The following is a 19,004-nucleotide window of genomic DNA, read 5'->3' as shown; positions in this document are numbered from 1 at the left end:
GGACGCGGCCCGGCCGAAAGCTGGCGCCCTGCTTTTTCGCTTCAGCAGGGCGCCAGCTTCCGGCAGGTTCCTACCACAGGGCGCCAGCCCGCGACGCGGAGCGCTAGCGCCGTGGACGGCGGCCCATGATGAACGACACGATAAACATCACCAGGAACACCACGAAGAGGATCTTCGCAATGCCTGTGGCAGTGCCCGCGATACCACCGAAACCCAATACGGCTGCGACGATGGCGATGATCAGAAAAGTTATGGCCCAGCTCAACATGGCGTTTCTCCTTGGTGCGTGAGGTCTTGCAAAATATGTGTCGAATTTACAGTCGTGCTGCCGCGCGCGGGCATTGCAAACACTTTCCCGGCGCGATCTAACCCGTCGTTGCATCGCTGCCACGGCATGACATGCTCCTCGGCATGATTGCCCCACAGCCATTGGCCGGCCAGCACCGTGCCGCCGAACATCACGCCTGACAGGGCCAGCAGAATCGCCAGCAACAAGACCACCGCACAGAGGGCCGTCTTGCTCGCCTGCAGCTGCATGTACATGGCTAGAACACCCAACTGACTTTGCGCGAGGAGTCGCTCCAGGTTGGCGCCAGGCTATCGCTGCTGATCTGCTGCAGGCGTCGAACCATCACCACTCCACCGGTCGCAGCCGCTATCGGCAGGGCTGGAGCAAGCATCGCCGCATGAGAGGCTGCCACCTCGGCATCCCGACTCAACACCAAGCCGATCAGCGCCAGCAAAAAGGCGCTGCCGATCAACAAATACTTATCGCTTGACGCGAGATCGAAATGACGGCGGCTCATCCTGAAACTCCTCCCAGTCTTGCCTGGGTTGTCCGGTGCCCGGCCGGCATGGATGCGGGCGCTGGGGCTGATAGCGTAACTAGTGCAGCGGTCGTGCCAGCTGAACTGAAAATAAAAAATCTTTTAAATCAACAAGATAAAAATAAATCCGGCAACGGATACGGGCATCCTGCACGATCCGGTGCCGGCCGCCGGGCGTTTTGCACGACGGCCGGCGGAGGAAGCGCCCGGCATTGAACGTTTAACCCGTGACTTTCAGGCCTGCGGCTTTCACCGACCGCACGCCGCGGATGTTGCGGGCAGTCTCGATCGCCAGCTGCTTCTCGGCCTGGCTCAGTACGCTGCCGCCGAGCGTGACCTGTCCGTCCTGGGTCACTACCGAGATATTCAGGCCCGAGGTGTTGCGGCTGTAGAGCAGGCTGGATTTGACCTTGCTGGTGATCCAGCTATCGCTGATCACCGCCTTGGCATCAGTCGCAGCCTGCTGGGCTTTTGCCGCATTGGTATCGGCGGCGCTGACGGTCAGCTGGTTATGCACCTGGCGCACACCGTCGGTATTGGCTGCCAGGCGTCCGGCCAGCTCCTTGGCCGCTGCAGTCTGTGAACTGCCCGTCAGGGTCACCACCCCGTTCTCGCTGGTCACCTTGATGTCCAGGCCTTCGGTGTTGCTGTTCCACAGCAGCTTGGATTTCACCGTGGCGACCAGGGTAGCGTCGTCGAAACGCTGCGCCAGGGTCGGTTCGCTGCTGACTATGGGTTCGATCTTCGGATCGATCTGCAGCTGGTTATCGACCTTGTTCACCCCGTCGATGCCCAACGCGACCTGCTCGGCCAGGTCGTGCTCGACAGCGGTTTCCACGCTGCCGGTGAGCAGTGCGCTGCCATTCTCGACATCCACATCGATCTTGAACGGACTGAGGTGACGGTTGAGGGCGAACGCGGTCCAGATCGAGCCTTCCTGACGGGCTTCACTGAGCTGGCTGCTCAAATCGCCCTGCTCGGCGTAGGCCGCCATGGGCATGAAGGCGAACAAACCGGCGGTCGCGGTGGCCAGGGCCAGAGTTTTCAACTGATGCATGGCAGAACTCCTATTGAATCCACTTACGAGCTACCTGCGGCAGCTTTATCTAGGTGGACTCTTGCAGCCCTTGTGCCAGCTCTTTCGATTAAATTAATCCTATATATATCAGCACCTTATTAAATATATCCAAAAGCCCCAGCATGCAATGTGCAAGATCGCCGCATACTCATCATGCAACTTGCACGAGATCGCTGGGACTAATCCTCGCATTCAGCCTCTGGAGATGGACATGGACGCAGCACAACCCGGCGGGCGCATCCTGCTGGTCGATGACGAGGCGGCGATTTTGCGCACCTTCCGTTACTGCCTGGAGGACGCCGGCCATCAGGTTGCCACGGCCAGCAGTGCCCATCAGGCTGAAGCGCTGTTGCAACGCCAGGTGTTCGACCTGTGCTTCCTCGATCTGCGCCTGGGCGAGGACAGCGGCCTCGACGTCCTGGCGCAGATGCGCGTGCAGGCGCCGTGGATGCGCGTAGTGATCGTCACCGCGCTGTCGGCAGTGGACATCGCCGTGGATGCCATCCAGGCCGGCGCGGCGGATTACCTGGTCAAACCCTGCAGCCCCGAGCAACTGCGCATGGCAGCGACCAAACAACTGGAAATTCGCTACCTGTCCACCCGCCTGGAAGCCCTGGAAGGCCAGGTGCGCAACCGCAAACAGGATCTCGACTCGAACAATCCGACCATGATGGCAATCCTGGAAACCGCGCGCCAGGTGGCCGTTACCGACGCCAACATCCTGATTCTCGGCGAGTCCGGCACCGGCAAGGGTGAGCTGGCGCAGGCCATCCATGGCTGGAGCCGGCGGGCGAAAAAGTTCTGCGTGACCATCAACTGCCCCTCGCTGACCGCCGAACTGATGGAAAGCGAACTGTTCGGCCATAGCCGCGGCGCCTTCACCGGCGCCAGCGAAAGCACCCTGGGCCGCGTCAACCAGGCCGACGGCGGCAGCCTGTTTCTCGACGAGATCGGCGATTTCCCGCTGACCCTGCAACCCAAGTTGCTGCGTTTCATCCAGGACCGGCAATACGAGCGGATCGGCGACCCGGTGACGCGCCAGGCCGACGTGCGCATCCTCGCCGCCACCAATCGCATCCTCGGCGAGATGGTCAAGGACGGTCAGTTTCGTGAAGACCTGCTCTATCGCCTCAACGTCATCACCCTCAACCTGCCGCCGCTGCGCGAGCGCAGCGAAGACCTGCTGCCCCTGGCCGAGCGTTTCCTCGCCCACTTCGTCGAGGAATATGCCCGTCCGGCGCGGGATTTCAGTGATGCGGCACGCGCGGCTTTGCTGGCCTACCAGTGGCCGGGCAACATTCGCGAACTGCGCAATGTGATCGAGCGCGCCAGCATCATCTGCACCCAGCCACTGGTCGAGGTCAGCCACCTCGGCCTCGGTGGGCAGCTGCCCGGCAGCGGTCCGCGAGTCGGCGCCGCGATGAGCCTGGAAGCACTGGAGAAAGCCCATATTGGCGCGGTGCTGGCCAGCAGCGAAACCCTCGACCAGGCGGCCAAGACCCTGGGCATCGATGCCTCGACCCTGTACCGCAAACGCAAGCAGTTCAACCTGTGAAGCTGCGCAGCCGGTTCTTCCTCAACAGCAGCGCACTGATCACCGTGGCCTTGCTCGGCCTGCTGCTGGGGATGTTCAGCGTATTGCAGCTGACCAAGACGCAAAGCCAGGCGATGACCCACAACCTGAGCATGCTCGACGCCACCCTCGGCCTGCGCCTGGAACTGGGCAAGCAACTGGTCCTGCTGCTGCCGGAAAACCTCGACCGCCAGGCCTTGCAGGCCTCCGGCCGGCGCTTCAACGACTGGCTCGAGCAGACCCGCGCAGGCGCCCAGGACGACCGCGACCGCCAGGCCGTGAGCGAGATCGGGCGCGCGTATGCCCTGTATGAGCAGCTGCTGGCCAAGCCCTTGCCGGAGCGCCAGGAGTTGCTCGGCGCCGCCACTTTCGGCCAGACGGTGGAGGACCTGCGCGAGCGCATCAATACTGTGCAACTGCGCTATTTCGCCGAGCTGCAAAGCTCCGAACAGCGCTCACAGGAGCGCGCCACCCTGATTGTCGGACTGCTCGGCCTGATCGGTGTGGCCGTGCTGCTGGTCGGCTTCGTCACCGCGCACAGTATCGCCCAGCGCTTGGGCCAGCCGCTGGAGGCCCTGGGCTTGGCGGCCGAGCGGATCAGCCAAGGCGACTTCCAGGTCAACCTGCCGCCTTCCCCGGTCGCCGAGCTGTCTGCCTTGAGCCTGCGTTTCGGGGTGATGGCCGAGTCGCTCAGGCAATTCAAGAACAGCGATGTCGAGACCCTGCTCACCGAGCAGCGGCGCTTGCAGGCGGTGCTCGACAGCATCGACGACGGCCTGCTGATTTTCGACCGCAGCGGTCTGCTCGATCACTTCAATCAGGTTGCCCAGCGCCAGCTCGGCTGGTACGACCAACCGCGCGGCGTGAGCATCAGCCAGGCCCTGCAGCGCCCGGGACTGGAAGAGCAGTTGCAACGCGTCATGCGCGGCGAAGGCCTGGAACAGGTACCGGAAGACCTGGAAGTCGAAGCCGACGGCGAAACTCGCCTGCTGACCTATCGCCTGACCCCGGTCAGCCTCAGCGACGAACGGATTCACGGTGCGGTGATGGTGCTGCACGACGTCACCGAGCAACGCGCCTTCGAGCGCGTACGCAGTGAGTTCGTCCTGCGCGCCTCGCATGAGTTGCGCACCCCGGTGACCGGCATGCTCATGGCCTTCGGCCTGCTGCAGGAACGCCTGCACTTCCCCGACGAGGCGCGCGAGAGCCAGCTGCTGCACACCGTCGACGAAGAAATGCGCCGCCTGCTCCTGCTGATCAATGACCTGCTGAATTTCTCGCGCTACCAGAACGGCCTGCAACAGCTCGACAGGCGCCCGTGCAACCTCGAGCAACTGCTGCAGCAGGCGCAACAGCGGTTCACCGCCCAGGCCGCCGAACGCGGGGTCACGCTGAGCGTCGAGGTCGACGGCGCACTGCCGGAGATCGACCTGGATCGTCTGCAGATCGAACGCGCCCTCGACAACCTGCTCGGTAACGCCCTGCGCCACAGCCACGCCGAGGGGCAGATCCGTCTGCAGGCACGGCGCCAGGGTCAGCGGGTGATCGTGAGCGTCGAGGATGATGGCGAGGGCATTCCCTACAGCCAGCAAGCGCGGATATTCGAGCCGTTCGTCCAGGTCGGCCGCAAGACCGGTGGCGCAGGCCTGGGACTGGCGCTGTGCAAGGAAATCGTGCAACTGCACGGTGGCCGCATTGGCGTGCAGTCGCGGCCGAGCCAGGGCGCGCGCTTCTATCTGGAACTGCCGCTCTGAGCGGCTGCCTGGGCGGCGCGGAGGGCAATCGACTAGCGACAGCAGCCGGTCCAGGCTGATGTCGCTGTCTGATTGCGCAGTCAGGCGGATGCCCGGCATCAAACCCGCTCGGGAACAGCTGGCCACCCTTGTCGAGACGATGCCTGGCGCTTCGTGACTGGCTCAACGCAGGCGCTGAAGGCTGGCAACGCGGACCTAGCTGTCGGCTACCGCGGCCAGCACTTGCTCGCCACCTGAGCGGCTCGCCGGCGCGCTGGCCACCTGCAACGGAACCTCCCGGCCCTCGGCGTCGAATAACTTACCGCCCTTGAAGTAGTCCCCATCGTTCAACGCCGCGATATCCTGGTAGCACAGGGTGCGTTCGCTGCCCGCAGCGAAGACCGATTGCTGGTCCGAGTTACCGGTCTTGACATGATTGAACACCAGGTTCAGCAGGATCGCCATGATCGCCGCCGAGCTGATACCGGAGTGGAAGATGGTTTCGAACCAGGCCGGGAACTGGTGGTAGAAGGTCGGCGCGGCGATGGGAATCATGCCGAAACCGATCGCGGTGGCCACGATGATCAGGTTCATGTTGTTACGGTAATCGACCTTGGACAGCGTGCGAATGCCGCTCGCCGCTACCGTGCCGAACAGCACCACACCGGCGCCACCCAGCACCGAGGTCGGCACCGCCGCAATCAGCCGCCCCATTACCGGCAACAGGCCCAGGGTTACCAGAATCAGCCCGGCACTGGCCACCACATAACGGCTCTTGACCCCGGTGACCGCCACCAGGCCGACGTTCTGGGCGAACGCACTCTGGGTAAACGAGCCGAAGATCGGCGCGAACATGCTGGAGATCATGTCGGCACGCAGGCCGTCGCCCAGGCGCTTGGAATCGACCTTGGTCTCGATGATGTCACCCACCGCGAGAATGTCCGCCGAGGTTTCCACCAGGGTGACGATGATCACGATCAGCATCGAGATGATCGCTGCCACCTGGAAAGTCGGCATGCCGAAATGGAAGGGCGTCGGAAACGCCAGCAACGGGCCTTCGCTGACCTTGGAAAAATCTGCCATGCCCAGCGCCACGGCTACCAGGGTCCCGATCACCATGGCCAGCAGTATCGACAGGCGCGAGATGCTCGCGTTGCCCAGCTTGCTCAGCACCAACACCGTTACCAGGGTTAGCGCGGCCAGGCCGATGTTGGCCATGCTGCCGAAATCCGCCGCCTGGCTGTTACCGCCCATCGCCCAGCGCGCCGCCACCGGCATCAGGGTCAGACCAATGATGGTGATGACAATGCCGTTGACCAACGGCGGAAAGAATTTGGTGATACGCGAAAACACCGGGGTGATCAGCAGGCCGATAAACGCCGCGGCAATCACCGCGCCAAAGACGACCGGCAAGCCACCGCTGCCATCGCTGCTGATGATCGCAATCATGGTCGCCACACCGGCGAAGGAGACGCCCTGCACCAGCGGCAACTGGCAGCCGAAGAACGGCAGACCCAGGGTCTGCAGCAGCGTCGCCAGACCACCGGCGAACAGCGAGGCGGCGATCAACAGGCCGATATCCGCCGGCGACAGGCCGGCGGCCTGGCCGACTATCAGCGGTACGGCCACGATACCGCCGTACATAGTCAGGACATGCTGCAGGCCATAAGCAAGGCTGGCACCGATGCCGAGATTTTCGTCTTCCGGGCGCGGCGCAGAAGACGGCGTATCAGGTGAAGTCGTCATGCTGGGGTTCTCGCTATTATTCTTGTATGCGGGTTGTAGACAACCGTGTCGATAAACATCCTATTCTTTGTATACAATTTTTGTCCAGCAGTACCTGACCGTCATTTTCATAACGGCCCGGGGTAATTGCTGCAGGCGGTAGCGCGTTGCACACGAGCCAATGACGCCCGGCAAGCAGCCGCGACAGGCCGCGGTGCAGGCACGCAAACGCAAGAGGGTTAGGGGACAGCGAAAGGGGACACTGGCGACGAGCGCTGGTTGGCTAGCTCGCAGGGCCAGCCAAAACCAGCAGCAGCGCCGCCGTCTCGGCATCCGGCTCACCGTCGTAGCGCGTCTGGCGGTACTTCATCTGGAAGGCTGCCAGCACATTGCGCGTGGCCTCATCCAGCTCGCCATGCTCGGGCACCAGATAGCCCTGGCGCTGCAGTTGCTGCTGAAACCAGGCCACCGTGGGCAGGCTCTTGCTGAATAACGCCTGCTGCTGCGCCACGGCGTGGGCATCCGGCCAGGGCAGCAGGCCGGCATCGGCCAGGCGTTGCCAGGGGAACAGCGGCCCCGGATCGACCTTGCGCTGCGGCGCCACGTCACTGTGGGCGAGTATGCTGCCGAGGGGGAGCTCATGGCGGCGCATGATGTCCTTGAGCAACTCGACCAGCGCATCGATCTGCGCCGGGGCAAAGGGTTGCCATTGACGCCCGTTGGGTCCGTCGGAATAACCACGGTTGACCAGCTCGATGCCGATCGTGCTGGCATTCAGCCAGGTGCGCCCCTGCCACTGGCTCTCCCCGGCGTGCCAGGCACGCCGGTTTTCATCGACCAGACGGTAGATGGTCGCCGGCGTGTCACCGATCAGGTAATGGCTACTGACCTCCTCCTCGGTCAGCAGACGCAAAGAGTTCGGCAGATTCGTCGAGGTGTAGTGCAGGACGATGTACTGCACACGGCTGCTCTGGCCGATCGCCGTGTAGCGGTTGTCAATCCGCGGACCGCCGGTACAACCGGCCAGTAGGCAGAGCAACAGGGCAAGGCAAATAACTCTCATGGACGGATATGCAACACGCTTTGCAGGTTATCCAGCAGCATATCGACGCTGAGCATGATCAACAGCATGCCCATCAGTCGCTCTATTGCGGTCAGCCCGCGAGGGCCGAGGAAACGCTGCAGGAACGAGGACTGCAACAGGATAAAAGCGGTCGCCGCCCACGCCAGGATGACCGCCAGGTAGAGTTCCCAGAGCGGCCCCTCGTGGGTATTGCGCAGGGTCATCAACACCGCCAGAGCCGAGGGCCCGGCCACCGCCGGGGTGGCCAGTGGCACCAGCATCGGCTCGCCATCCGGCACATCGCCGAGCACGCCCTGCGGTCCGGGAAAGATCAGGCGCATGGCAATCACGAACAGGATGATCCCGCCGGCAATCGCGGTGGCCTCGCGCGACAGCCCCAGGGCGCTGAGCATTTTGTCACCGAAGGTAAGGAACAGCAGGAGCAGGATCAGCGCGCACAGCAACTCGCGCCCCGCCACCCACAGCCGGCGCTTGGGTGCGACATTCTTCAGGGCGGCGATATAGATGGCGATATTGCCGAACGGATCGGTCACCAGAAAGATCAATACCGCGATCCCGAAAATATCCATGCAGCACTCCTCGACAGGTCACGACAGTCTAATGTTCTAGTAGGCGTGCGTCTGTCGGCAAAACGCCTTCGTCAGGCGAATCGGCGGCAAGCCACTTTCGCGACGCTGTCGGGCCGACGCTCGAGGAACCTATCATGCGCGCACTGCTGTGGTTCAAACAGGATCTGCGCCTCGACGATCACCCGGCCTTGCAGGCCACGCAGGGTGCCGAGTACCTGCTGCCGGTGTTCGTTTTCGATCCGACGCAGCTGCAGACCTGCGCCCTGGGCACCCGCCGGCTGGGCGTGCACCGTGCACGCTTTCTCCTGGAGAGCCTGATGGCGCTGGATGTGGCGCTGCGCCAGCGCGGCTCGCACTTGCTGGTTCTGCCGGGGACGCCAGAGCAGGTGATCCCCCGGCTGGTCGGCCAGCTCGGCCTGGACCGGGTGCTGACCCTGGAAGAAATCGCCCCGGACGAACGCAGGCAACTCGCCCGTGTGCAAGGTGCGCTTGCCGGCATCGCCCTCCAGCAGGTACCCGGCGATAACCTGCTGCACGCCGAGGAACTGCGCTGCCCAGCCGAACTACTGCCGCAGGTATTTACCCCGTTCAAGAACCTGGTCGAGGAACGCCTGCACGTGTTCCAGCCCCGCTCCGCACCACAGGTGCTGCCACCCTTACCGGACGGGGCGCAGGCGCTGCTGCAAGAGCTGCCAAGCCTGTCGCGACTGGGCCTGGGTGAGCCGCTCAGCGTGGCCGCCGGCGCCTTTCCCTTCTCAGGCGGCGAAACTGCGGCCCAGGCACGCCTGCGCGACTACCTGTGGATCAGCCAGGGGGTGCGCCACTACAAGGACACACGCAACGGTCTGATCGGCAGTGAGTATTCGTCGAAATTCTCGCCCTGGCTGGCCAACGGCAGCCTCTCGGCGCGCCGGGTGGTGGCCGAATTGCGCCGCCATGAGGCGCAATTCGGCCGCAACGATTCAACCTATTGCTTGTGGCTGCAACTGCTCTGGCGCGATTTCTTTCGCTGGACCCTGGTTCGTCACGGCAGCGCCCTGTTCAAGGCGGGCGGTGTGAAAGCCACGGAGCATGCCCCGCAACGGCTCGACCGAGGCTTCGAGCGCTGGTGCCAAGGCCGTACCGGCATGCCGCTGGTGGACGCCAACATGCGCGAACTGGCCGCCACCGGCTTCATGTCCAACTGTGGCCGGCAAGTTGTCGCCAGTTACCTGATCAACGACTTGCAACAGGATTGGCGATATGGCGCCGCCTGGTTCGAGGAACACCTGATCGACTACGACCCGGCGAGCAACTGGGGCAATTGGGTCTACCTGGCCGGCGTCGGCTGCGACCCGCAGCAGCAACGGGCATTCAACGCCCTGCGCCAGGCCCGGCACTTCGATCCGGACGCCCGCTATGTCAGCCTTTGGCTGCCGGAATTGCGCCATGTGCCGCCGCATTTACGCCATACGCCGTTTCTGCTCTCGCAACGGCAACTGGACGCGCTCAACTACCCGCGCCTGGAACAGATTCCCGAGACCTGGCGACCCTACCTGCCGAGGGCGGCCTGAGGTCATTGGGCCACTCCTGCGACGGGTGTCGCGACACCGAGCCATCAGCGGTTGAACGGTCTTGCGTAGGGGAGTCAGGACCCACTGCCGATTGCAGTCGGCTCAGCAAGAGCCGTTGTGGCGCAACCCAGGGTATCGCTTGGCGGGTTTCAAGGTTGAAGCGCCAGCTTCCGCACGCAGAGGCCGTGCTCAGCCGGCCACGACACGATTGCGGCCGCCGCGCTTGGCCTGGTATAGCGCCTGGTCGGCGCGCTCGAATACCTGATCGCTGCGCTCTGCGCTGGCGAATGCACTAATCCCGGCCGACAGGGTGATGGTCACCCGCTCGCCCCTGAAGTGGAACGGGCAGGCTTCGATGCCGGCACGCAGGGTTTCCAATAGTTGCAAGCCACCGGCCAAGGGGGTCGCCGGAATCAGCAGCGCGAACTCCTCACCGCCGAAGCGGGCGATGAAGTCGGTCTTGCGCAGGCGTTTGTGCAGTTCGCCGGCGATGATTTTCAGCACCTTGTCGCCAGCCAGGTGGCCGTACTCGTCGTTGATCCGCTTGAAGTGGTCGATATCGACCACCGCCATCAGCAGTTCGCCACCGTAGCGCTGCCAGCGCGCCAACTCCAGATCCAGGCGCTCGTTCCAGGCCGCGCGATTGGGTAGTCCGGTCAGCGGGTCGAGCAAGGCTTTCTGCCGCTGCTCTTCGAGGTGCTGACGAAAGCCCTTGGCCTCCTGCTCCATGTTCGCCACCCGTTCGACCAGGGTTTGCAAGCGCCCGGCCACCAGCTGTTCACGCTCGTCACGCTGGCGTTGGTATTGCTCCATGGTGCCCAGCAAACCGTCCAGGCGGTTTTCCAGCAATTCCTTGAGGCTCGGCAAATCCGTTGCCTGTTGCACACTGTTGTGCAGTCCATCGACCTGCTGGCGCAGCTCGCTGTCGAGCTGACGCGCGGCACTGACCGAATCTGCGTAGCCATCGTGGGCATCTTGCAAACCGCCCTGAAAGGTCGCCAGGCGCTCATTGAGCTGTTTGAGGTAACCCTCGAACTCGCGCTGCCCGACATCGGAAATGGCCAGCATCAGCACGGCCAGATCGTCCAGCACCGGCACCAGCTCATACAGGTTCAAACCGGCCAGAATGCGCTCGCGCAACAAGTCGGCCTGATCCTGGTGGCGCTCCGGCAATACCAAGTCGTCCAACAGACCGAGCAGGGTTTTCTCGACATGATTGGCGATGGCGCTATAACCAGGCTCTGGTGGCGGCGGCAAGGCGTACTCGGGGTCCGTCTCGGCGCTCTCAACCGGCTCTTCGAGGGTGCCAGGCTTCGCCGCCGGCGGTAACAAGCCAGCGGGCAGTGGCAAGCTGTCGAGCACGCTGGCTACCGGAGCGGGAGCGGGAGCGGGAGCGGGAGCGGGAGCAGGAACATCGGCCGAGAGGGCCTGACTAGCCGCAACAGCCGTCGCTTCCACGACTGCGAGGTGGGCAAGCGCCTGCGCCGGCAGGGAGGCGACGGCCAGTGGCACTATCGGCGGCGGCACAGGCTCGAGCGCAGCGGGCATGTCGCTAATGGCCGGGGCGCGGCCAGCGAACAGCCGTTTGAGCAAGCCCGGTCGCTCGATCTGCTCGTGCCCCAGCACTGCCAGTGCCTGTTGCTGCAGGGTACTCAACTCGGCCAGCAGCAGCGGCAACTCACGGACCTGCTCGGCACGGCTATCGAGCTGCTTGGCATAGTCTTTCAGCGGCCGACGCACGTCGCGGGGCAGCTCCAGCTCAAGCAGCTGGCCAACCAACGCAACCAGAGCGCTGGAAACCTGACCGACTCGTTGCTGGCGGCGTTGCTCGGAATCCAGAACGGCTTTTTCCAGCCGCGGGATCAAGGCAGCAAGGCCCGCGTCCATGTCATCACGACGAAGGATCTCGCGCAGGTCCTGCATGCACTGATCGACCCCTTTATCGGCACCCTCAGCCGCCAGGCTGCTGCGCACCAGACCACGCCGCAGCAGGTCGACGCGGGCATCCCAACGCCGTTCGAGGACCTCCTGCTGCTCGAGGCTGGCCAGGTATTTGTCTTTCCAGCGCTGGACGTCGTTGCTCATGGCGCGTTTTCGGCGGCAGACAGGTCAAGTACAGGCAGCGACGAGCGACCCAATGCTTGCGGCAGGCGAATTTCCACGGCCACTGGCAGATGATCGGAAATCGGCAGAGCCAGCACCTCGTAGCGTTCCAGCGCCAGGCCAGGGCTGAGCAGGATATGGTCGAGGCAGCGCTGCGGCCGCCAACTGGGAAACGTCGCTTCGATCTGTGGCGCCACCAGGCCGAGGTCGCGCAAGGGCGATTTCAGCAGCAAGTCACTGGCGTGGGTATTCATGTCGCCCATCAGTATCTGGTGCCGGTAGCCACCGATGAGTTCGCGAATATAGGCCAACTGCCGGGTGCGAGTACGCGCCCCCAGCGACAGGTGCATCATCACCACGACAATCGCATCCTCGCCTTCGCCGATGCGCAACAGCATCGCACCGCGGCCCGGCGGGCCAGGTAGCGGGTGATCCTCCAACAGGCTGGGGCGCAACCGGCTGAGCACGCCGTTACTGTGCTGGGCCAGGCGGCCAAGATTGCGATTGAGCTGCTGGTACCAGTAAGGAAAGGCACCGAGGTGGGCCAGGTGTTCGACCTGGTTGACGTAGCCGGAACGCAGGCTGCCGCCATCGACTTCCTGCAGGGCAACCAGGTCGTAATCTTCGAGCAGATTGCCAATGCGCTGCAGATTGCCGGCACGGCCGATATGGGGCAGCAAGTGCTGCCAGCTGCGCGTCAGGTAGTGGTGGTAACGCTGGGTGGTGATGCCGACCTGGATATTGAAGCTGAGCAGACGCAGGAGCCCGCCGCGGGGCCAATCGACGGCAGCAGTGCACTGCGAGTTGACCTGTGGATCACACAGGCCAACCTGGCGGCTGTTGGTCCATCGACGCAACATGCGCGACGCTCGTGGCGGCCGCCTACTGCGCGGCGCGCTCTTTGTCGATCAGGTAATCGGCCACCTGCAGAGCCTGCTTGGCACCGCCGGCCATGCCGATGTCGAAACGGTACTTGCCGTTGACGACCATCACCGGCACACCGCTGATCTGGTAAGCCATGGCCAGTTTCTTGGCCTTTTCCATCTGGCTCTTCACGCCGAAGGAATTGTAAGTCTTGAGAAAGGTGTCCTTGTCGATACCCTGGGTAGCGAGGTACTCGGCCATTTCTTCTGCCGTTGCCAGCTTCTTGCCTTGCTTGTGAATAGCGTCAAATATGGCCGTATGCACCTTGGACTCTACCTTCATCGCCTCCAGGGTGATGAAGCCTTGGCCATGCACATTCCACAGGCCACCGAACAAGGCCGGAATGCGGACGAAATTGACGTCGTCCGGCAACTGCTCGATCCACGGGTTGATCGACGACTCGAACTGATAGCAATGGCCACAGCCGTACCAGAACAATTCAACCACCTCAATCTGGCCGGGTTTGGATATCGGCACAGCGCTGGCGAGTTCGACATAGTTCTTGCCGGCTTCGGGTTCTGCCTGAACAGTCAGCGCGAACAGGCTGCTGATGGCCAGGGCAGCGCCGAGGATCAGTTTACGCATGAGGTACTCCTTGCTTGGATGTTAGGCGTCGCGCAACGGCGAGTCGGTATTCAGACCCTGTGCCGCAGGGCAGGTTCCCACCATTGTAGCGGGCTGACAAACGAAAAAGGGTGGCCGAGGCCACCCTTTTCATTGCAGGTTCTTACGTCCCCCGCGGCCAGGCTCAGCGGCTGTGAACGTATCGAGAGGTTTTTTTCACAACCGCCAAGTGCCTCAGTGTAGGCCCTGGATGAAGCTGGATACCGCTTCGATATCCTTGTTGCTCAGTTTGGCGGCGATGCTGCGCATGATCTTGCCGTCACCGTCGTTGGTCCGATTGCCTTCACGGAAATCGGTCAACTGCTTGGCCACATAGGCCGCATGCTGGCCACCGATTTGCGGAAAGCCTGCCGCATCGAGGCCGGCGCCGTTGGGCGAGTGGCAACCGGTGCAGGCTGGCATGCCTTCGTTCAACTTGCCACCACGGAACAGTTCTCCGCCGCGGGCGACCAGTTTCGGGTCGGCAGCGCCAACGCTCATCGTCTGGCTGGCATAGTAGGCGGCGATATCGGCCAGATCCTGATCGCTGAGATTATTCAGCAGGCCGGTCATTTCCACGACCTGGCGATTGCCGGCCTTGATGTCGTTAAGCTGCTTGAGCAGGTAGCGCTCGCCTTGACCAGCCAACTTCGGGAAGTTCGGTGCAGCACTGTTGCCATCGGCACCGTGGCAAGCGCCACATACGACAACTTTGCCCTGACCTGCGGCAGCATCACCGGCGGCCTGGGCCAAACCGGTGATGCTTAGGGTCAACAGCAGACTCACGAGTATTTTGTTCATCAGCTAATCCAACTACGGCTAAGAGAGAAAGAGTTATGGGCCGGATTTACTCGGTCATCCACTGTATGACGGCTTGGTAATCCTCGGCGGTGCAGTCCATGCACAGACCACGCGGCGGCATTGCATTAAAACCATTGGTGACGCTGGTGACCAGCGTATCCATGCCTTTAGCCAAACGTGGCTCCCAGGCAGCTTTGTCGCCTTTTTTCGGTGCCATTGGCAGTTGCCCATTGTGGCATGCCCCGCAAGCGCGATTGAACACCGTTTGTGGATCCTGGGCAGCCTGGCTGTTGTAGGAGAACACCAACACAGCAGCGGCAAGCAGCATTTTATTCATCAGATCAGCCTCATCAGGGAAGGCAACGCACCGCCCTCTATGGACACCAAGGTCTAATTCGTCCCCGCAATAATCATCCAGCGCACGGGACAAAGCGCACACAAAATCTGCGGCATTATATACTGGCACCACTGAAACGGAAACGACACCGCTTGCCGCGCCGCGTAGCGCCCGGCAGGATGTGCGCAAATGTCGCAAGGGCTGCGCGCCTGAAATTTCCATTATGCCCGCCCTCACCGGATACCCTGATGCAAGCTAAGAACCCCATTATCGGCCTGTGCCAACAAGCCACCTTCCAGATCAGCGCCGCCAAGGTCGACCAATGTCCGGATGACCTGGGCTACGAAGTGGCCTTTGCCGGCCGTTCCAACGCCGGCAAATCCAGCGCGCTGAACACCCTGACCCACGCCAGCCTGGCACGCACCTCGAAAACCCCGGGGCGTACCCAGCTGCTGAACTTCTTCCGCCTGGACGATGAGCGACGCCTGGTCGACCTGCCCGGTTATGGCTACGCCAAGGTCCCGATCCCGCTGAAGCTGCACTGGCAAAAGCACCTGGAAGCCTATCTGGGCAGCCGTGAGTGCCTGCGCGGGCTGATGTTGATGATGGATATCCGCAAGCCGCTGACCGAGTTCGACATCTTGATGCTGGATTGGTCGGCAGCCAGCGAGATGCCGATGCACATTCTGCTGACCAAGGCCGACAAACTGGCTTTCGGCGCGGCCAAGACCACACTGCTCAAGGTGCAGCAGGACATCCGCCAGCGCTGGGGCGACCGGGTGAGCATTCAGTTGTTTTCCGCACCCAAGCGTCAGGGCATCGAAGAAGCCCAGGCGGTGCTGGCCGAATGGCTGCAACTGGGTGAGTTCGCGCTCAGCGAGGCGGAAACCGAAGACTGAGAGGCGGCCGAGTACTTTTCTGCGGACAAAAAAATCCCCGAGCCTCAGATGGGGAGAGAGAAGCTCGGGGCTTAAAGGTCTGAACCGCTAGGGCGGGGTTCAGATATCTGCCAACACTTAACACAACAAGGAGCATTGAAAGGCTTTCTGGGCCATTCAAAACTTCTGACTACCGGGGCAAACGCAAAGTTCAGCCACTTCTTAGAATCTATTGACCATAAAACCCTTAGGTTTAATGCCTATCGGTTTTAAAAGTTAACAATCCCCGACAGCGGCCCCTACCGCCCGCTGCCGGAGTCACCCGGCCAGCCGCCTTATCAGTGTGCTTCGTCCCAGTTATTGCCCACGCCCACGTCCACCAACAAGGGCACAGCCAGTTCGGCCGCGCCGCTCATCAGTTGCTTGATCTGCTCGCGCACCTGCTCGACCAGGTCTTCGCGCACCTCCAGCACCAGTTCGTCGTGCACCTGCAGGATCACCTTGGCATCCAAGCCTGACTCGCTCAGCCAGTTGTCCACCGCGATCATGGCGCGCTTGATGATATCCGCGGCGGTGCCCTGCATCGGCGCGTTGATCGCGGTGCGTTCGGCGCCCTTGCGCAGGCCCGGGTTACCCGAACGGATCTCCGGCAGGTACAGGCGACGGCCGAACAGGGTCTCGACATAGCCCTGCTCGGCGGCCTGCGCGCGGGTGCGCTCCATGTAGGCGAGCACGCCGGGGTAACGGGCAAAGTAGACGTCGATATAGGCTTGCGCCTGCTTGCGGTCGACGCCGATCTGCTTGGCCAGACCGAAGGCGCTCATGCCGTAGATCAGGCCGAAGTTGATCGCCTTGGCACTACGCCGCTGGTCCGTGCTCACCTCGTCCAGGCTGACGCCGAACACTTCGGCGGCGGTGGCCTTGTGCACGTCGAGGTCATGGCGAAAGGCCTCCAGCAGCCCTTCATCCCGGGCCAGGTGGGCCATGATGCGCAGCTCGATCTGCGAGTAGTCCGCCGCCAGCAACTTGTAGCCCTTGGGCGCGATGAACGCCTGGCGAATGCGCCGGCCCTCGGCGCTGCGGATCGGAATGTTCTGCAGGTTCGGGTCCGAGGACGACAAGCGCCCGGTGGCCGCCACCGCCTGGTGATAAGAGGTGTGAATACGCCCGGTGCGCGGGTTGATCTGCTCCGGCAGGCGGTCGGTGTAGGTGCTCTTGAGCTTGCTCAGGCTGCGGTACTGCATCAGCACCTTGGGCAGTTCGTAGTCCTGTTCGGCCAGTTCGGCGAGCACCGCCTCGGCGGTCGATGCCTGGCCCTTGGCGGTTTTGCTGATGACCGGCAGGCCGAGTTTCTCGTAGAGAATCACCCCGAGCTGCTTGGGGGATGACAGGTTGAATTCCTCGCCGGCGATATCGAAGGCCTGACGCTCCAGCGCCACCAGCTTGTCGCCCAGCTCGACGCTCTGTTCACCGAGCAGCTTGGCGTCGACCAGCGCACCCTGGCGCTCGATGCGCGCCAGCACCGGCACCAGCGGCATCTCGATCTCGCGCAAGACCTTGGCCAGGCCCGGTTCGGCTTCGAGCTTGGCCCACAGGCACTGGTGCAGGCGCAGGGTCACATCGGCGTCTTCCGCCGCGTAAGGCCCGGCCAGTTCCAGGGCGATCTGGTCGAAGGTCAGCTGCTTGGCGCCCTTGCCGGCGATGTCCTCGAAACGGATGGTGCTGTGCTCGAGGTACTTCAGCGCCAGGCTGTCCATGTCATGGCGGGTGGCCGTGGAGTCGAGCACATAGGACTCGAGCATGGTGTCGAAGGCCACGCCCTGCACGTCGATCGGCGTCGAGGCATTGGCAAGGATATTGATGTCGTACTTGGCGTGCTGGCCGACCTTGGCCTTGTGCGGGTCTTCGAGAATCGGCTTGAGCGCGGCCAGCACCTGGTCCCGGTCGAGCTGCGCCGGCACGCCCATATAGGAGTGGGCCAGCGGAATATAGGCTGCCTCGCCAGCCGTGACCGAAAACGACAAGCCCACAAGCTGCGCCTTCTGTGCATCGAGGCCGGTGGTTTCAGTGTCGAAGGCGATCAGCTCGGCGCCCTTGAGCTTCTCCAGCCAGCGATCGAACTGTGCCTGCTCGAGAATCGTCAGGTAGCCAGGCGAGGCCGGGATCACCACGGCCGGTTCGGCTTGCGGCACCGCGCTGGCGGTCAGGCTAAACAGCTCATCGGTCGCTGGCGCATCGCTGGCGGCCTTGGCGCTTTTGGCAACCTGGCCCTTGTTCTGGCGCAACAACTCATCGCGCCAGCTCTTGAATTCCAGCTCGTCGTACAGCTCGAGCAACGCGGGCACATCGGCGGCGCCGGGATGCAGCGCCTCGACTTCCAGGTTCAGCGGCACATCCAGCTTGATGGTCGCCAGCTGGTAGGACAGGTAGGCCATGTCGCGGTGCTCGGTGAGCTTGGCCGCCAGGGTCTTGGCCCCGCGAATCGGCAGCCCGGCCACCTTGTCGAGGTTGGCGTAGATCACGTCGAGACCGCCACCGATACCGACCAGCAGGCCTTGGGCGGTTTTCTCGCCGACCCCCGGCACTCCCGGGATGTTGTCGACCTTGTCGCCCATCAGGGCCAGGTAGTCGATGATCAGCTCAGGACCGACACCGAATTTCGCTTTCACGCCATCGATGTCATAGATGCTACCGGTCATGGTGTTGACCAGCGTAACGTGCGGGCAGACCAGCTGGGCCATGTCCTTGTCGCCGGTGGAAATCACCACGTCGCGGCCTTCGCCGGCGCATTGGCGGGCCAGGGTACCGATCACGTCATCGGCTTCGACGTCATCGACACAGAGCAGCGGGAAGCCCAGCGCCCTGACGCTGGCGTGCAACGGCTCGACCTGCACGCGCAGGTCATCGGGCATCGACGGCCGGTTGGCTTTGTACTCGGCGAACAGCGCATCGCGGAAGGTCCCGCCCTTGGCATCGAAGACCACCGCGAAGGGGCTGTCTGGGTACTGCTTGCGCAGGCTCTTGAGCATGTTCAGCACACCCTTCACCGCACCGGTGGGCAAGCCCTTGGAGGTGGTCAGCGGCGGCAGGGCATGGAAGGCGCGGTAGAGGTACGAAGAACCGTCGACCAGGACGAGAGGAGCTTGGCTCATGAGCAGGATCAACCTTTTCGGCGGGGGCGGCGTTAGAATGACCGCACCATTGAAAACAAAGGGA

At 62.9% G+C, this 19,004-nt stretch carries 17 protein-coding genes; 4 read left to right on the top strand and 13 right to left on the bottom strand.

The genetic code is table 11. From position 1 onward, the window contains the following. Positions 1-103 precede the first annotated feature (103 nt). From LJY18_RS06685 to LJY18_RS06670, 4 genes are all read right to left on the bottom strand, one after another. Positions 104-268, bottom strand: coding sequence for a DUF1328 domain-containing protein (locus LJY18_RS06685; protein ID WP_238040995.1), 165 nt, complete (start codon positions 266-268; stop codon positions 104-106). After that, the gene (locus tag LJY18_RS06680; RefSeq protein ID WP_238040994.1) at positions 262-543 is read right to left on the bottom strand and encodes a hypothetical protein; all 282 of its coding nucleotides are present in this window, start codon (positions 541-543) and stop codon (positions 262-264) included. The genes LJY18_RS06685 and LJY18_RS06680 overlap by 7 nt, the downstream gene beginning before the upstream one ends. Positions 544-545: 2 nt before the next feature. Then, the gene (locus LJY18_RS06675; RefSeq protein WP_238040993.1) at positions 546-806 is read right to left on the bottom strand and encodes a hypothetical protein; all 261 of its coding nucleotides are present in this window, start codon (positions 804-806) and stop codon (positions 546-548) included. Positions 807-1,047: 241 nt separating this feature from the next. Continuing rightward, the gene (locus LJY18_RS06670; RefSeq protein WP_238040992.1) at positions 1,048-1,884 is read right to left on the bottom strand and encodes a BON domain-containing protein; all 837 of its coding nucleotides are present in this window, start codon (positions 1,882-1,884) and stop codon (positions 1,048-1,050) included. Between the two features lie 232 nt (positions 1,885-2,116). Here LJY18_RS06670 and algB point away from each other — a divergent pair, with 232 nt between their 5' ends. Next, entirely contained in the window at positions 2,117-3,460 is a 1,344-nt protein-coding gene (algB, locus tag LJY18_RS06665) for a sigma-54-dependent response regulator transcription factor AlgB (protein WP_238040991.1), read from the top strand. Next, positions 3,457-5,232 (top strand): ATP-binding protein, encoded by a 1,776-nt coding sequence (locus tag LJY18_RS06660; protein WP_238040990.1) that lies wholly within the window; start codon positions 3,457-3,459, stop codon positions 5,230-5,232. The genes algB and LJY18_RS06660 overlap by 4 nt, the downstream gene beginning before the upstream one ends. Positions 5,233-5,427: 195 nt before the next feature. Here the strand turns inward: LJY18_RS06660 and LJY18_RS06655 are convergent, their stop codons facing one another. The 3 genes from LJY18_RS06655 to LJY18_RS06645 form a co-directional block, all read right to left on the bottom strand. Next, positions 5,428-6,957 carry a nucleobase:cation symporter-2 family protein gene (locus tag LJY18_RS06655; RefSeq protein ID WP_238040989.1) on the bottom strand — a complete coding sequence of 510 codons (1,530 nt, stop codon included), beginning with the start codon at positions 6,955-6,957 and terminating at the stop codon, positions 5,428-5,430. A 262-nt stretch (positions 6,958-7,219) separates the two neighbouring features. Then, positions 7,220-7,999, bottom strand: coding sequence for an N-acetylmuramoyl-L-alanine amidase (locus LJY18_RS06650; protein WP_238040988.1), 780 nt, complete (start codon positions 7,997-7,999; stop codon positions 7,220-7,222). After that, entirely contained in the window at positions 7,996-8,589 is a 594-nt protein-coding gene (locus LJY18_RS06645) for a MarC family protein (protein WP_238040987.1), read from the bottom strand. The genes LJY18_RS06650 and LJY18_RS06645 overlap by 4 nt, the downstream gene beginning before the upstream one ends. Positions 8,590-8,723: 134 nt before the next feature. Here LJY18_RS06645 and LJY18_RS06640 point away from each other — a divergent pair, with 134 nt between their 5' ends. Continuing rightward, on the top strand, positions 8,724-10,142 hold the full coding sequence (locus LJY18_RS06640) for a DASH family cryptochrome (protein ID WP_238040986.1): 1,419 nt from the start codon (positions 8,724-8,726) through the stop codon (positions 10,140-10,142). 189 nt (positions 10,143-10,331) lie between these two features. On the opposite strand, the gene LJY18_RS06635 is transcribed toward LJY18_RS06640, so the two are convergent. From LJY18_RS06635 to LJY18_RS06615, 5 genes are all read right to left on the bottom strand, one after another. Next, entirely contained in the window at positions 10,332-12,227 is a 1,896-nt protein-coding gene (locus LJY18_RS06635) for a GGDEF domain-containing protein (RefSeq protein ID WP_238040985.1), read from the bottom strand. Then, a complete protein-coding gene (locus LJY18_RS06630) occupies positions 12,224-13,105 on the bottom strand; it encodes an endonuclease/exonuclease/phosphatase family protein (RefSeq protein WP_238040984.1) in 882 nt (293 codons plus the stop codon). The genes LJY18_RS06635 and LJY18_RS06630 overlap by 4 nt, the downstream gene beginning before the upstream one ends. A gap of 22 nt (positions 13,106-13,127) precedes the next feature. Further along, positions 13,128-13,754, bottom strand: coding sequence for a thiol:disulfide interchange protein DsbA/DsbL (locus LJY18_RS06625; protein ID WP_238040983.1), 627 nt, complete (start codon positions 13,752-13,754; stop codon positions 13,128-13,130). A gap of 213 nt (positions 13,755-13,967) precedes the next feature. Then, positions 13,968-14,573 (bottom strand): c-type cytochrome, encoded by a 606-nt coding sequence (locus LJY18_RS06620; RefSeq protein WP_238040982.1) that lies wholly within the window; start codon positions 14,571-14,573, stop codon positions 13,968-13,970. A 46-nt stretch (positions 14,574-14,619) separates the two neighbouring features. Next, positions 14,620-14,910, bottom strand: a complete 291-nt coding sequence (locus LJY18_RS06615) for a c-type cytochrome (protein ID WP_238041125.1) — start codon at positions 14,908-14,910, stop codon at positions 14,620-14,622. A gap of 248 nt (positions 14,911-15,158) precedes the next feature. Here LJY18_RS06615 and yihA point away from each other — a divergent pair, with 248 nt between their 5' ends. Further along, positions 15,159-15,809: a ribosome biogenesis GTP-binding protein YihA/YsxC gene (gene yihA / locus LJY18_RS06610; RefSeq protein ID WP_238040981.1), complete on the top strand. Its 651-nt coding sequence runs from the start codon at positions 15,159-15,161 to the stop codon at positions 15,807-15,809. 317 nt (positions 15,810-16,126) lie between these two features. Here the strand turns inward: yihA and polA are convergent, their stop codons facing one another. Then, on the bottom strand, positions 16,127-18,940 hold the full coding sequence (gene polA, locus LJY18_RS06605; protein ID WP_238040980.1) for a DNA polymerase I: 2,814 nt from the start codon (positions 18,938-18,940) through the stop codon (positions 16,127-16,129). Between the last annotated feature and the right edge of the window lie 64 nt (positions 18,941-19,004).

It is taken from the genome of Pseudomonas sp. MMS21 TM103, assembly GCF_022132145.1.
GTDB lineage: Bacteria > Pseudomonadota > Gammaproteobacteria > Pseudomonadales > Pseudomonadaceae > Aquipseudomonas.
The sequence above is the reverse complement of the archived record's forward strand: the minus strand, read 5'-3'. Positions and strand labels throughout refer to the sequence as shown.